Source organism: Longimicrobiaceae bacterium (genome assembly GCA_035936415.1).
GTDB lineage: Bacteria > Gemmatimonadota > Gemmatimonadetes > Longimicrobiales > Longimicrobiaceae > JAFAYN01.
This window is the reverse complement of sequence record DASYWD010000265.1, coordinates 1-12,876: the sequence shown is the minus strand read 5'-3', so window position 1 is coordinate 12,876 and position 12,876 is coordinate 1. Positions and strand designations below refer to the sequence as shown.

Below are 12,876 nucleotides of genomic sequence, written 5' to 3'. Positions count from 1 at the left end.
CCTCGGCCAGGTCCGCGTCGGCGGCGGACCACCCCGCCCACTGCGCGCCCAGGGCCACGACGGCGCGCGGCGCCACCCGGCCGCTCGCGCCCACGTCGAAGGTGAGGGGGAGGGCGTACTCCTTCCCGGCGGGCACGCCCGCGGAGTCCTGGGCGGGACGGGCCTCCAGCGTGCCGCCCATCGTGACCGCGGCGCCCAGGTTCAGGGCGTCGCTCGCCACCCAGCGGACGCCCACGGAGCCGCCCACACCCCGGTACGACCACTCCCCGGCGAAGGCGGCCGGGAGCAGGTCCACCCGGCCGGGAACCACGGTGTCGGGGCGCTCGAAGCGCCGGCTGAGCGTGTCCCGCGCCCCGCCGCTGTACAGGTCGCCGGCCACGCCCACGGAGAGGCGCTCCGTCACGGAGTACGCCGTCCCCAGGCGCAGTCGGGTCACCCCGCCCCGCGAGGCGAACCGGTCGGTGAAGCCCACGCTGCGCCCCGGGAGGCGGAGCGTGTCCGTCCGCTCCACCGCCCAGTTCTGGTCCAGGTACGAGCCGAAGGCGGCGGAGAAGGTCCACCGGGTCCGGAACGGGAAGACCGCGTGGAGCAGCGGGAATCGCGCGGTGCTCCCCTCGGCGGCGTCTCCCGGGAGGGTGCTGTCGTAGAAGTCCGGCTGGAAGGCGAAGGAGATCGCCGGGGCCGGGTAGGCGGCGATCGCCGCCGGGTTCACCAGCGAGAGCCCCCCGCCGGGGAGCCCCAGGGCCACCCCGCCGAGCGCCAGCGCGCGGCCGTCCACCGGCGGGTTGACGTATCCCAGCCCACGGCTGGCGAAGAGCGACTGCGCGGCGGCGGGGGCGCTCGCCCCCAGCAGCGCCGCGCCCACCGCGACGAGCGCCGCGGCGGCGCGGAAACGGTGCTTCTGCGGCTTCGTCATGGCAGGACCAGCCTCTCGGGGGCCGTGTACACGATGCGGAGGCGCGGGGTGGCGGCGAACCATGCGGGCCCGAAGCTCAGCGCCCCCGGCACCCCGAAGAGCGTCCCGGGGTCGCTGAGCAGCGCGAGCGACGCGCCGGTGCTGTCGGAGGCCGCCAGGTCCGCGGCGAACGAGGTGATCGGCACCACGTGCAGGCTGTCGCCGGGCATGAACTGGGAGCCGCCGAAGACCAGCGTGCGGGCGGCGGTGAGGCCGACCGGCTGGTTGACGACCGCCCCCAGCGGAGCGCGGCGGCCGAGCTCGGGCTCGGTGACGCGCCGCACGGCGATCGGAACCGGGCCCACCGGGCGGAACCCGTTCGGAACCGGGACCGGGTCCAGCAGGAGCGACACCTCGTTCAGCGTCAGCTGGCGGAGCGGGACCTGCGTGCAGGCGCCGCCGCGGCAGACCGGGAGCGTCCTCGGGAGCTGCAGCCGGAACAGGGTGCGCGCCGAGCGGATCCCCCCCACCTCCCAGACCCCCTGAGCCGACGGCTGGTCCGGGTCGAAGATGAAGGCGAGCGCCCCCGACGACACCGTCACGGGCACCAGCGTGTCCGGCGAGGCGCTCTGCGGGTGCACCCCGGTCCGGAGCTGGATCCCGGAGGCGCCCAGCTGCACCCGGCCCTGCGCCCCCGCCGCGGTGAGCAGGAAGCCGGGGAAGTCCGGGGCGGAGATGCGCTTCACCGTGAGCGAGTCGAGCGCGAAGAGCACGGAGTCTCCCTGCACCCCTGCCCCCGCGGGGAGCCGCACGGTGGAAAGGAGCGCGCCGCGCGAGCCCCCCGGCCGCGTCCACGGCACCCGGCCGCCGACGGTGTCCACTGCGAACTGCCAGGACACAGTCGCCGGGTCCCAGGGCTGGCCCACCTCGAAGAGCTGCAGGTCGATGGGCCCCGCCGAGGTGGACGCCAGCGAGTCCAGCCGGGCGACCAGCGTCCCCCGCCCGAAGGTGAACACGCTGTCCGTCTTCGACGTGCCGCCCTGGGTGAACGTGACCGAGGTGGGGAAGCCCGCGAGGCGGATCAGCGCGTTGGAGTTCAACCTCCCGTCGAACTCGTTGGCGACCACGAGGAAGCCCGCGTCCTCGGGCCCGGTGTACCCGCTGAAGGTGCCGAGCAGCCGCGTGACGCTGTCCGCGGGGAGGACCACCTGGAAGGTGGCGGGGAGGGTGCCGCCCGGGAACAGGTCCACCCCGCCGGCCGTGGGCGGGTCGTCCGTGCAGGCGACCGCCGGAAGGGTCAGGAGCACGGCCGAGGCCAGCGCCCTCCCGAGACTGAAACGACGTCGCATCAATTCTTCCGCTCTGAATGGTATCGCGCGGCGGACCGCGTGGGTCCACCGCGCCGGGGCTCCGCGGGACGTGCGGGGGCGCGGCTCACGGGATCTCCGCCCCCGGGTAAACCCGCGGGAGGCGGGGAGTGAGGCCGGTGAGGATCTCGTACGAGATGGTGCCGCAGCGCTCCGCCACCTCGTCCACCCGGATCTCCTCGCCGCCGTCCCGCCCGATGAAGGTCGCCACGTCCCCGGGCTGGACGCCGGGGACGCGGGACAGGTTTAACACCGTCACGTCCATGGAGATCCTTCCGACGATCGGGACGCGTGCTCCGCGCACGATCGCCTCCCCCCCGGCGGGGCCGAGCGCGCGGCGCAGCCCGTCGCCGTAGCCGATCGCCGCGGTCCCCCACACCTCCGGCTCCGCGGCCGTGTAGGTGGCTCCGTAGCCCACCGTGGTGCCCGCCGGCACCCGGCGGACCAGCGCGATCCGCGCGCGCAGCGAGGCCACGGCCTCCGGGCGCACCTCCGCGCCGGCCTCTCCCCCGAACAGGAAGATCCCGGGGCGCACGAGGTCGCACCCGTAGCCGGCCCGGCGCAGCGAGGCGGCGCTGTTGGAGGTGTGGACCACACGGGGGGCATCCCCCTCCGCCGGGGGGAGGAGGGAGAGCGCATGGCGGAACCGCTCCCACTGCCGGTCGGTGGCGGACAGGTCCGGCTCGTCGGCCGAGTGGAAGTGGGTGAAGCAGCCCTCCCAGGAGAGCCGGTCCCCGGCGATCTCCGCCACCACCGGGCCCCACTCCGCGGCCTCCGTCCAGGGGAGACCGGCGCGTCCCATCCCCGTGTCCACCTCCAGGTGGAAGGGGAGCCGCCGCCCGGCCTCCGCCGCCTCGTCCGCCCAGCGCCGCAGCGCCTCCAGGCTGGAGATGCTGGGAGACAATCCGGCCCGCGCGGCGCGCGGCAGCTCGTCCGGTGGCGCAGGCGCGGACAGCAGCACCCGCCCGCGCCACCCCGCCTCGCGGAGCGCCTCGCCCTCGGCGACGGCCGCCACTCCGAAGGCCCACGGCCCGCCGGGCGCCGTCTCCCGCTCCAGCGCCTCGGCCACCGGCCGCATCCCCAGCCCGTAGGCGTCGGCCTTGATCATGGGGACCACCGCCACCCCCGGGCCCACAGCGTCCAGGACGCGGCGCAGGTTGCGGCGGAGCGCGGCGAGGTCTACCTCGACCCAGGCGCGGGAGCGGAGAGGCGTTGACGGACTGGACACAAGCCGAGTAGTATAGGCCGACCGTGGAGAGCACGCAAGCAGAAAACCAGCCTCCGCGCCCCGCTTCCAGGGGCGTCCTCGACCGTGCCCTGGCGCTGGTCGAGTTCCTTCGCGCCCGCTGTCCGTGGGACGCGGCGCAGACCCCCGCCACGCTGCAGCCGCTCCTGCTGGAGGAGGCGCACGAGGTGGTGGAGGCGATCGGCGCGGGGGACGACCCCGGGCTCCGCGACGAGCTGGGAGACCTGCTCCTGAACCTGGCCTTCCAGGTCGTCCTCGCGGAGGAGCGGGCCGCGTTCGGGCGGGAGGAGGTCGTCGCGGGCCTGGAGCAAAAGATGCGCCGCCGCCACCCCCACCTGTACGGCCTGGGCGACCCCGAGCCGTGGGAGGCGATCAAGGCCCGGGAGCGCGCCGCGCGCGGGGAGTACGGAGGGGCGCGCGGTCTGCTCGACGGTCTCGCCGCCGGGATGGATCCCCTGCTGCGGGCCTACCGGATCCAGGAGCGGGTCGCGGAGGTGGGCTTCGACTGGCCGGATCCCGGCGGCGCGTTCGAGAAGGTGCGCGAGGAGGTGGAGGAGGTCGGCCAGGAGCTGGCGTCGGCGGACGCCGACCGGCTGGAAGAGGAGATGGGCGACCTCCTCTTCTCCGTGGTCAACCTGGCGCGCCTGGCCCGGGTGCACCCCACGACCGCTCTCTCGCGCGCCAACGCAAAGTTTTCCGGGCGCTTCGCCGCCCTGGAGCGTCTGGCCCGGGAGCGGGAAATCGTGCTGGGGCAGGCCTCGCTGGGCGAGCTGGACGCTCTGTGGGACGAGGTGAAGCGCGGGGAAAAGGGATGACACGATCCTTGCGGTCCACTCCCGGCGTTCCCGCGGCCGCGCGACATTTCCACCCTCCCCTGCAGAACGGATGAGCGGTTCCCTCACGTACGACGGCGTCCCCCGGTGCGGTGCCTGCGCCCCCGGTCCGGTGAAGGACGGGGCCGGATGAGCCTGCGGCAGCGGATCGTCCTCACCCTCGTGGCGATCGCCTGCATCCTCGTGGCGCCCGCCATCTACGGCGTGTGGTCGCTGCGGGAGCTGCGGGGGGTCGCGCACGACCTGCGCACCCGCGACACCGAGGGCTCTCTTGCGCTGGGCCGGCTGCAGACCGCGCTGGGAGAGGTGGAGTACTCGGCGCGGATCTCCCTGGCGCTGCAGGCCCTCTTCCCCGAGGAGGCCGGCGAGGCGCGGGAGCAGACGCTGGCCACCGTGGACCAGGTGGACCGGCAGTTCGCGCGCCTGGACTCGGCGGGATACGGCCGCCAGGCGGCGCCGGCGGAGAGGCGCTGGCAGGAGCTGAGCGAGGCGATCCGGGAGGCGAGCGCGCTCGCGGTGGCGGGACGCGTGGAAGAGGCGGACACCCTCCGCGCGAACGTGCTGGAGCCCGGCTTCGCCGCGATGACCCGGGCGCTGGACCCGATCGGCGAGGCCATCGACCGGGGGAGCGGGGCGCAGGTCGCCCGCGCCCAGGACATCGCCCGGCAGGCCTTCACCACCACGGCGCTCGCCCTCGCCGCGGCGCTCGCATTGACCGTGCTGATCGGCGGGTGGCTGACGCGCACCCTGCTCCGCCCCATCGACGAGCTGCGGCGCGGGATGGCCGTGGTCGCGGAAGGCGACTTCGACCCCGAGGTGCGGGTGGACCCCGAGCGGCACGACGAGCTGGGCGACCTGGCGCGCTCCTTCGGCTCCATGACCCGGCAGCTCTCGGAGCTGGACCGGCTCAAGGCCGAGTTCGTCTCGGTGGCCTCGCACGAGATCAAGACCCCGTTGAGCGTGATCCGCGGGTACACCGCCCTGCTCCTGGACGGCATCTACGGCGAGGTGACGGAGACGCAGAAGAAGACGCTCTCCTCCATCTCCGACCAGACCGACCGGCTCACCCGGCTCGTGCAGCGGCTCCTGGACATCAGCCGCTTCGAGGCCGGCGGCGGGCGCCTGGAGCTGCGCGACATCGGGATCCGCCCCTTCCTCGCCGACCTGGCGCACGGCTTCGACGCCCTGGCGATCCAGAACCGCATCGACTTCGCGCTCCAGGTGGCGGACGACGTGCCGGAGACCATGGTCGGCGACCCGGACCGCCTCAACGAGGTGCTGGGGAACCTGCTGTCCAACGCTTTCAAGTTCACGCCCCAGGGCGGCCAGATCCGGCTCGTGGCGCGCGCCGCCCCCGAACGGATCCTGGTGGAGGTACGGGACACCGGGATCGGGATCCCGCCGGACAAGCTCCCCAAGATCTTCGAAAAGTTCTTCCAGGTGGAGAACGAGGCGCAGCCGCGCTCGGTGGGATCGGGGCTGGGGCTCGCCATCGCGCAGGAGATCGTCGAGGCCCACGGAGGCACGATCACTGCAGAGAGCCGGGAGGGTCGGGGGACGACCTTCCGGGTCGACCTCCCCCTCCGGCCGCCGATGGCGAGCGCGGCCTGAACGCCCCCTGAAGACGGACATCTGATGAACTGGACCCGCGGGCTCGCTCCCCTGCTCGTGCTCCTCGTCGCCGGCTGCGCCACCTTCGCGCCCGGCTCCCGCGACCGTGCCGAAAGGGACCTGTGGCGGGAGGCGCACCTGGCGCTCGGCGCCGGGAACTTCGCCGCGGCGGACAGCGCGTTCTCGCGGCTGGCGTCCACCTACCCCGACACGGAGGAGGGGCGCGAGGCGGTGTTCTTCCTGGGCGAGATGCGGCTCGATCCGCGCAACCCGGGGTGGAACACCCGGGCCGCCGCCGAGCACCTCCGCCGCTACCTCGCCCGGGGCGACACCGCCGGGCAGCGGGAGATCCACCGGCGGCCGGAGGCCACGACCTTCCTGGAGCTCGCCAACCAGCTCAACCTCCCGCCGGATCAGCGCGTGGCGCAGCTCCAGCCCGAGACGGAGGTGCGCACCCGCACCGTCCCCGGCCCGGTCCGCGTCGTGCCGGGTGAGCAGGCGGCGGAGCTCAGCGCCGAGGTGCAGCGCCTCCGCCGCGAGCTGGCCGACCGGGAGGAGACGATCCGCCGCCAGAGGGAGGAGCTGAACCGGATCCGGAACACGCTGGCCCCGGGGCGGCGGCCGTAGGAGGGAAGTGCGAAGGTGCGTGAGTGCGAAAGTAGAATGGCGCCCCCGCCGGGATCTCCCGGCGGGGGCGCCGTTTTTCGTGCGGGGGTGCTCAGCCGACGTGGAAGAGCCGGGCGCGCTCGCCGTAGCGGGTGTCCAGCGCCTCGCGCATGCGGGGGTGGCTCTCCAGCTCCGGGTCCTCCTCCACGATCCGGCGGGCTTCGGCACGGGCGCGGGACAGGAGCGCCTCGTCCTTTTCCAGGTCGGCGAAGCGGAAGCTGGGGAGGCCGGACTGCCGGGCTCCGAACAGGTCCCCCTGCCCGCGGAGCCGCATGTCGGCTTCCGCGATGGCGAAGCCGTCCTCGGTGGAGGCGAAGATCCGCAGCCGCTCCGCCGCCTCCGCGCCCCCGGCGAGGAGGATGCAGTAGCTCTCCGCCGCCCCCCGCCCCACCCGGCCGCGGAGCTGGTGGAGCTGCGACAGGCCGAAGCGCTCCGCGTGCTCGATCACCATCACGCTGGCGTTGGGGACGTCGATCCCCACCTCGATGACGGTGGTGGCGACGAGCACGTCGATCTCGCCCGCGGCGAAGGAGCGCATGGTGGCGTCCTTCTCCTCCCCCGGCATCTGCCCGTGCAGCAGCCCCACGCGCAGGTCCGGGTAGACCTGCTCGCTCAGGAGCTGGTACTCCTCGGTGGCGGCCTTGAGGTCGGTCTTCTCGGACTCCTCCACCAGGGGGTAGACGACGTACGCCTGCCGCCCCGCCTCGACCTGCTCGCGGATGAACCTCAGCACCCTGGTGCGGGCCGACTCGGGCCGGAGCGCAGTTCGCACCGGCTGCCTGCCGGGCGGGCGCTCGTCGAGGATCGAGACGTCCAGATCCCCGTAGAGCGTCAGCGCCAGGGAGCGGGGGATCGGCGTCGCCGACATCACCAGCACGTCCGGGTGGATACGGAGGTCCCCTTCGGTCACGGTCCCCAGCTCGGAGAGCGCCATGCGCTGCTTCACCCCGAAGCGGTGCTGCTCGTCCACCACCACCAGCCCCAGGCTGGCGAACTGCACCCGCTCCTGTATCAGCGCGTGCGTCCCCACCGCGATCCCCGCCTCCCCCGAGGCGATGCGGTAGGAGACCTCGCGGTACTGTTTCGCTCCCAGGCGCCCGGTGAGGAGCGTCACCCCCACGGGGAGGTCGCCCAGGAGCTTCGCCAGCGTGCGGGCGTGCTGCTCCGCCAGGATCTCGGTGGGCGCCATGAGCGCGGCCTGGTAGCCGTTCTCCACCGCGCGCAGCATGGCGAAGAGCGCGACCACCGTCTTCCCCGACCCCACGTCGCCCTGCAGCAGCCGGTTCATCCGGCGCGGCGAGCTCATGTCGTCGCCGATCTCCTTGAGGACGCGCTTCTGCGCCCCGGTCAGCGCGAAGGGGAGCCGCTGGTAGAACGGGCGGACCAGCGTGTCCCTCCGTTCGAAGACGATCCCCGGCCGCTCGACCGTCGCGCGGTGGCGCGCCTGCGCGTGCAGGATCTGCAGGAAGAGGAGCTCCTCGAAGGCGAGCCGCCGCCGCCCGTGCTCCGCCTCCGCCAGCGAGCCGGGGCGGTGCAGCAGCTCCAGCGCGCGCGGGAGCGGGGGGAGGTCGTGCCGCTGCAGCATCTCCGCGTCCAGCATCTCCTCCTCCTCGGCGGAGCGGAGCAGCCCGTCCAGGTTGTCGGCGACGAGCGCGCGGATCTGCCGGTGGGAGAGCCCTTCGGTGGTGGGGTAGATGGGGAAGATGGCCCCGGACTCCTCCGCCGCCTCCTCGCCCTCGCGGGCGAGCTGCGTGAACTCCTTCGGCTGGAGCTGCCGCCCGTGGAAGAAGCGGACGGTGCCGGAAAGGAGGAGGAGGTCCCCCTTCTGGATGACGCGGTCCAGGTACGGCTGCCCCGGCCAGGAGCACTCGATCAGCCCGGACCCGTCGCGCACCACCGCCTGGAAGATCCGCAGCCCCTTCCGCGTAGGGATCACCCCCTTCGAGACCACCCGCCCGATCACGTTGGCCTCCATCCCCGCCTCCAGCGCGCCGATCCGCTGGATGGTGGACGCGTCCTCGTAGCGGCGCGGGACGTGGTAGAGCACGTCCCGCGCGGTGAGGAGCCCCATCTTCTGCAGGAGCCCCGCGCGCCGCGGGCCGACGCCCTTGAGGAACTGGACGGGACGGTCTAGGTCGGAGTACGCGGACATCGGGGGAACGGGGAATAGGGAACAGGGAGCGAAGCGAGCGAGGGCCCGCAGCTCAGCAGCCGGCTAGCGCGGAGCATACGGCGGCTCGTCCCTCTTCCCTGCGGCCTCTACGGCAGCTCTGAGGCGAGTGATTCGGCAGCGTGCTTCAACGCGGGCATATCCTGCTCGATGATCGCCCAGACGCGGTCCAGATCGATCCCGAGATAATCGTGTACCAGCATGTTCCGAAAACCGGAGACTCCTCCTTCAAAGCGGCCTCGCGTCCCGCAGCACGTACGGCCGAAGCTCCGGCCGGAGCGCCGACTCCGTAACGACGTCCACACGGCGCCCGAGCAGGTACTCCAGGTCGAGGATCAGGCCTCCAGGGAACCAGGAGCTGACCTTCTCACCCACGCTGATGAGAAGGTCCACATCGCTCTCCGGGCCGGCCTCCCCGCGCGCGACGGAGCCGAACACGCGCACGTTGTACGCGCCGTGCCGCTCGGCGATGCGGCGGATCTCCTCCCGCTTCTCCAGAACGAGCTGCTCGATGCTCATGGCCACCTGACCGTTCGACGTAGCCCTGCAGGCTGTCCCTGGAATCTACACGGCCTCCTACGCGGTCAGCACTTCCTCCGCGAACACGCCGGCCTCGAAGGGCTCCAGGTCGTCGATCCCCTCGCCGACGCCGATGAACTTCACCGGGAGGTCGAACTCCTCCTTGAGGGCGACGACGATCCCTCCCTTGGCCGTGCTGTCCATCTTGGTGAGGACGATCCCGGTGAGCGGAACCTCCTCCTGGAAGGCGCGCACCTGGGCCATGGCGTTCTGCCCCACCGTGGAGTCGAGGACGATCAGCGTCTCCTGCGGCGCGCCGGGGAGCTTCTTCGCGACCACGCGGTGCACCTTCTCCAGCTCCTTCATAAGCCCGTACTGCGTATGCAGCCGCCCCGCGGTGTCGATGATGACCACGTCGGCCCCGCGCTGCTCCGCGGCCTCCAGCGCGTCGAAGGCCACGGCGGCCGGGTCGCGCCCGGGCTCGCTCCCGACGAAGTCGCACCCCACGCGCTCCGACCAGCGGCGGAGCTGCTCGATGGCGCCCGCCCGGAAGGTGTCGCCCGCGGCGATCAGGACCTTCCGGCCGGACCGGGTGAGCCGGTGCGCCAGCTTGCCGATGCTGGTGGTCTTCCCCACCCCGTTCACCCCGACGACCAGGAAGACCGTGGGTCCGCCCTCGAAGTTGAAGCGGAGCGCCGTGTCCGACCTCCCCTTCGAGAGGATGTCGACGATCTCCTCCTGGACCGCCCGCCGGAAGTCACGCTGCGTCCGCACCATGCCGCGCTCAGCGAGCGTCTCCACCGCGCCGACCATCCTGAGCGTAGCGGGGACGCCGAAGTCCGCGCCGATGAGCACTTCCTCGAGCCGCTCCAGCGACCCCTCGTCCATCCCCTGCACCAGCACGGAGACGTCCGTGAGGGCGAAGTCTACGATCTTGTCCCAGAGGGATTTCCGCCCCTCCTCCTGTTTTCTGAAAAGACGAGCCATGGTCTCGTTGCTGTATGAAGTCGTGGTCTGCGCCGGCTCCTGTACCCCGAACGGCCGGGGGTGTGCGGGCCCCTTCCCGGCCCCCACCCGGCTCGCTTTAGGCTCGCCACCCTCCCCCAATTCTGGGGGAGGGCTTCCTGTCAGCCGCGGCATCGGAGCGAGTCGGCGGCAGGCCCCCTCCCCCGGCCCCTCCCCCGCAAGCGGGAGAGGGGAGCACGGCAGCTGCAGTTCGGCACCCTCGCGGAGAGGGCCGCAGGGAGGGGGTGGGGGTGGTCGGAGGAAGAAGTGGATGTTTGAGCGAAGCGAGTTCACTTCTTCCGGAGACTACCCCCTCCCCCGACCGCCACGCACCGGAGCCCCGGACGAAAAAACCGCACCGGACGGAAGCGTCCCGGTGCGGTAAAAGAAGCCAAAGCCACCTCCGGGGCAACCCGCCCCGCGAACGTCAATCCGCCACGATCCTCCGCAGCGCCTCCGCCACGTCCAGCCGTCCCTCGTAGATCGCCTTCCCGACGATCACCCCCGCCAGTCCCGCGCCGCCGCGCGCCTCCTGGGCCACCGCCGCCACGTCGTCCACCCCGCGGATCCCGCCGGAGACGATCACCTCCGCCCCGCTGTGCGCCGCCAGCTCGGAGGAGGTCCGCAGGTTGGGCCCCAGCATCATCCCGTCCCGCTCGATGTCGGTGTAGATGATGGTCCGGGCGCCGAGGTCCGCCAGCGACCGGCCCAGGTCGAAGAGGTCGGCCCCGCTCTCCTCGGTCCATCCGCGGGTGGCCGGACGGCGGCCGCGGGCGTCCAGCCCCACCGCGATCCGCTCCGCGCCGAAGCGATCCACGGCGCGGCGCACCAGCTCCGGGTTCTCCACCGCCGCGGTGCCGATCACCGCCCGCGCCACGCCGGCCGCGAACACCTCCTCCAGGTCCGCCTCGGAGCGCAGGCCACCCCCCGTCTGCACGCGGAGCCCGGAGGACGCGGCCAGGTCCCGGATCAGTGTGCGGTTGGAGCCGTCGCCGAAGGCCGCGTCCAGGTCCACCACGTGCACCCAGCGCGCCCCCGCCCCCGCGAACCCCTCCGCGACCGCCCGGGGGTCGTCGCCGTAGGCCGTCTCCCGCTGCGCGTCGCCCTTCTCGAGCCGGACGCACCGCCCGCGCCGCAGGTCGATGGCCGGGAAGAGGTCCACCCGCCGGGGCCGCGGATCAGTCACCTGTCTTCGCCGCGGACGCGGAGCGGTCCCCCTCCGCGTAGCGGACGGGAGACGCGGCCTGCTCCATCTTCGCGAGCTGCGCGCTCACCGCGGTGCGGTAGCGGGCGCGCGCGCCCGCCGGCACGGGGTCGCCGGTGAGGTACTTGATGGACGAGGGGTTGATGGGGCGCCCGTTCTCGTGGAACTCGTAGTGCAGGTGCGGCCCGGTGGAGAGGCCCGTGGAGCCCACGTAGCCGATCAGGTCCCCCTGGCGGACGCGGACGCCGGGGCGGATGCCGCTCGCGAAGCCGCGCATGTGCGCGTAGCGGCTGGTGTACCCGCGGCTGTGGCGGATCTCCACCACGTTGCCGTAGCCGCCGCCCCACCCCGCCTTCGCGACCACGCCGTCGCCGACCGCGCGGATGGGGGTCCCGGCCGCGGCCGCGTAGTCGATCCCGTTGTGGGGGCGCGCCTTCTTCAGGATGGGGTGGAAGCGGGCCGTGGAGAAGGCCGAGGAGATGCGGCGGAACTCCAGCGGAGCGCGGAGGAAGGCGCGCCGGAGCGACCCCCCGTCGCGGGCGTAGTAGTCCTCCGTGCCGTCGGGGAGCCGGTACCAGAACGCCGAGTGCTCCCGGCCGCTCAGGTCGAAGAGGGCGCCGATGACCCGCCAGGAGCGCGCGGTCCCGTCGGGACGGACCTGGCGCTCGTACAGGATGCGGTAGCTGTCCCCCGGGCGGAGGTCCCGCGAAAAGTCGATCTGCCAGGCGAAGATCTTGTCCGCCACCACGTCGACGATCCGCTCGCGCTCCTCGCGCGGCACGTCGGCGCCCTCCGCGTCCATGAGCGCCTGGTACAGCGACGAGCGCACCTCCCCCGCGAGCGCCGCCGTGTCCGTGCGCACCGGGACCTCCTCCACCGCCGCGTCCCAGGCGTCGCCGCTGCGCCGGACGGTGAGCGTCCGGTCCGCGTCCAGGTTGAACTCCATCCCACGCACCTCGCCCCGCGTGAAGGACTTCCGGTACGAGATGACCGCTCCCGCCCGGAGCGCCCGCGGGTCCTGCACCCCCTGCAGCTCCGCCAGGAGCGCCGCGGCCTCTTCAGCGGCCAGCCGGGAGCGCTGCAGCAGCTCCGACAGCGTCTCGCCCCGCTGGAGCGTGTCCTGGAAGGCGACCTCCGCCGGGTTCGCGTACGCGACGGGGAGGAGCAGTGGCGGAGGAGGGGGTGGCGTTTCTTCCGCGGGAGCATGGACCAGGCTCCCGGCAGTCGCGACGCCGACCGCGGCGAAGAGGCCGAGCGCGAGGAAACGATACGGGTTCGACATGGAGACAGGGTTTCGGGTTCACCGTCTGGCGCGCAACGCAAGCGAAGCGGCGCGGCCCCCCTTCCGGGGAGCCGCGCC

At 73.1% G+C, this 12,876-nt stretch carries 12 protein-coding genes; 3 read left to right on the top strand and 9 right to left on the bottom strand.

The window, feature by feature from the left end:
- From VGR37_10720 to alr, 3 genes are all read right to left on the bottom strand, one after another.
- Nucleotides 1-916: hypothetical protein (locus VGR37_10720; GenBank protein HEV2147864.1), on the bottom strand; the 916-nt coding region annotated here is incomplete at its 3' end.
- Nucleotides 913-2,244 (bottom strand): hypothetical protein, encoded by a 1,332-nt coding sequence (locus VGR37_10715; GenBank protein ID HEV2147863.1) that lies wholly within the window; start codon nt 2,242-2,244, stop codon nt 913-915. The genes VGR37_10720 and VGR37_10715, both read right to left, overlap by 4 nt.
- Nucleotides 2,245-2,329: 85 nt before the next feature.
- Nucleotides 2,330-3,490 (bottom strand): alanine racemase, encoded by a 1,161-nt coding sequence (gene alr / locus VGR37_10710; GenBank protein HEV2147862.1) that lies wholly within the window; start codon nt 3,488-3,490, stop codon nt 2,330-2,332.
- Nucleotides 3,491-3,513: 23 nt separating this feature from the next.
- Between alr and mazG the strand changes: the two genes are divergently transcribed.
- The 3 genes from mazG (at nt 3,514) to VGR37_10695 (ending at nt 6,579) form a co-directional block, all read left to right on the top strand.
- Nucleotides 3,514-4,323: a nucleoside triphosphate pyrophosphohydrolase gene (gene mazG, locus VGR37_10705; protein HEV2147861.1), complete on the top strand. Its 810-nt coding sequence runs from the start codon at nt 3,514-3,516 to the stop codon at nt 4,321-4,323.
- A 147-nt stretch (nt 4,324-4,470) separates the two neighbouring features.
- Complete coding sequence (locus VGR37_10700; protein HEV2147860.1) at nt 4,471-5,952, top strand: HAMP domain-containing sensor histidine kinase; 1,482 nt, start codon at nt 4,471-4,473, stop codon at nt 5,950-5,952.
- A gap of 24 nt (nt 5,953-5,976) precedes the next feature.
- Complete coding sequence (locus tag VGR37_10695; GenBank protein HEV2147859.1) at nt 5,977-6,579, top strand: hypothetical protein; 603 nt, start codon at nt 5,977-5,979, stop codon at nt 6,577-6,579.
- Between the two features lie 91 nt (nt 6,580-6,670).
- On the opposite strand, the gene recG is transcribed toward VGR37_10695, so the two are convergent.
- The 6 genes from recG to VGR37_10665 all read right to left on the bottom strand — a co-directional run bounded on the left by recG (nt 6,671) and on the right by VGR37_10665 (nt 12,798).
- Nucleotides 6,671-8,770, bottom strand: coding sequence for an ATP-dependent DNA helicase RecG (recG, locus tag VGR37_10690; GenBank protein HEV2147858.1), 2,100 nt, complete (start codon nt 8,768-8,770; stop codon nt 6,671-6,673).
- A 107-nt stretch (nt 8,771-8,877) separates the two neighbouring features.
- Nucleotides 8,878-9,093 carry a HepT-like ribonuclease domain-containing protein gene (locus VGR37_10685; protein ID HEV2147857.1) on the bottom strand — a complete coding sequence of 72 codons (216 nt, stop codon included), beginning with the start codon at nt 9,091-9,093 and terminating at the stop codon, nt 8,878-8,880.
- A complete protein-coding gene (locus tag VGR37_10680; GenBank protein ID HEV2147856.1) occupies nt 9,017-9,307 on the bottom strand; it encodes a nucleotidyltransferase family protein in 291 nt (96 codons plus the stop codon). Before VGR37_10680 ends, VGR37_10685 begins: the two co-directional genes overlap by 77 nt.
- Nucleotides 9,308-9,364: 57 nt before the next feature.
- Nucleotides 9,365-10,294 carry a signal recognition particle-docking protein FtsY gene (gene ftsY / locus VGR37_10675; protein ID HEV2147855.1) on the bottom strand — a complete coding sequence of 310 codons (930 nt, stop codon included), beginning with the start codon at nt 10,292-10,294 and terminating at the stop codon, nt 9,365-9,367.
- Between the two features lie 445 nt (nt 10,295-10,739).
- Nucleotides 10,740-11,498, bottom strand: a complete 759-nt coding sequence (gene hisA / locus VGR37_10670) for a 1-(5-phosphoribosyl)-5-[(5-phosphoribosylamino)methylideneamino]imidazole-4-carboxamide isomerase (GenBank protein HEV2147854.1) — start codon at nt 11,496-11,498, stop codon at nt 10,740-10,742.
- A complete protein-coding gene (locus VGR37_10665; GenBank protein HEV2147853.1) occupies nt 11,491-12,798 on the bottom strand; it encodes a peptidoglycan DD-metalloendopeptidase family protein in 1,308 nt (435 codons plus the stop codon). Before VGR37_10665 ends, hisA begins: the two co-directional genes overlap by 8 nt.
- Between the last annotated feature and the right edge of the window lie 78 nt (nt 12,799-12,876).

What these genes read in the sequence shown, in the direction of transcription:
- VGR37_10715 (HEV2147863.1), bottom strand. Translation starts at nt 2,244, where the DNA reads ATGCGACGTCGTTTCAGTCTCGGGAGGGCGCTGGCCTCGGCCGTGCTC.
- VGR37_10700 (HEV2147860.1), top strand. Translation starts at nt 4,471, where the DNA reads ATGAGCCTGCGGCAGCGGATCGTCCTCACCCTCGTGGCGATCGCCTGC.
- VGR37_10695 (HEV2147859.1), top strand. Translation starts at nt 5,977, where the DNA reads ATGAACTGGACCCGCGGGCTCGCTCCCCTGCTCGTGCTCCTCGTCGCC.
- recG (HEV2147858.1), bottom strand. Translation starts at nt 8,770, where the DNA reads ATGTCCGCGTACTCCGACCTAGACCGTCCCGTCCAGTTCCTCAAGGGC.
- VGR37_10680 (HEV2147856.1), bottom strand. Translation starts at nt 9,307, where the DNA reads ATGAGCATCGAGCAGCTCGTTCTGGAGAAGCGGGAGGAGATCCGCCGC.
- ftsY (HEV2147855.1), bottom strand. Translation starts at nt 10,294, where the DNA reads ATGGCTCGTCTTTTCAGAAAACAGGAGGAGGGGCGGAAATCCCTCTGG.
- VGR37_10665 (HEV2147853.1), bottom strand. Translation starts at nt 12,798, where the DNA reads ATGTCGAACCCGTATCGTTTCCTCGCGCTCGGCCTCTTCGCCGCGGTC.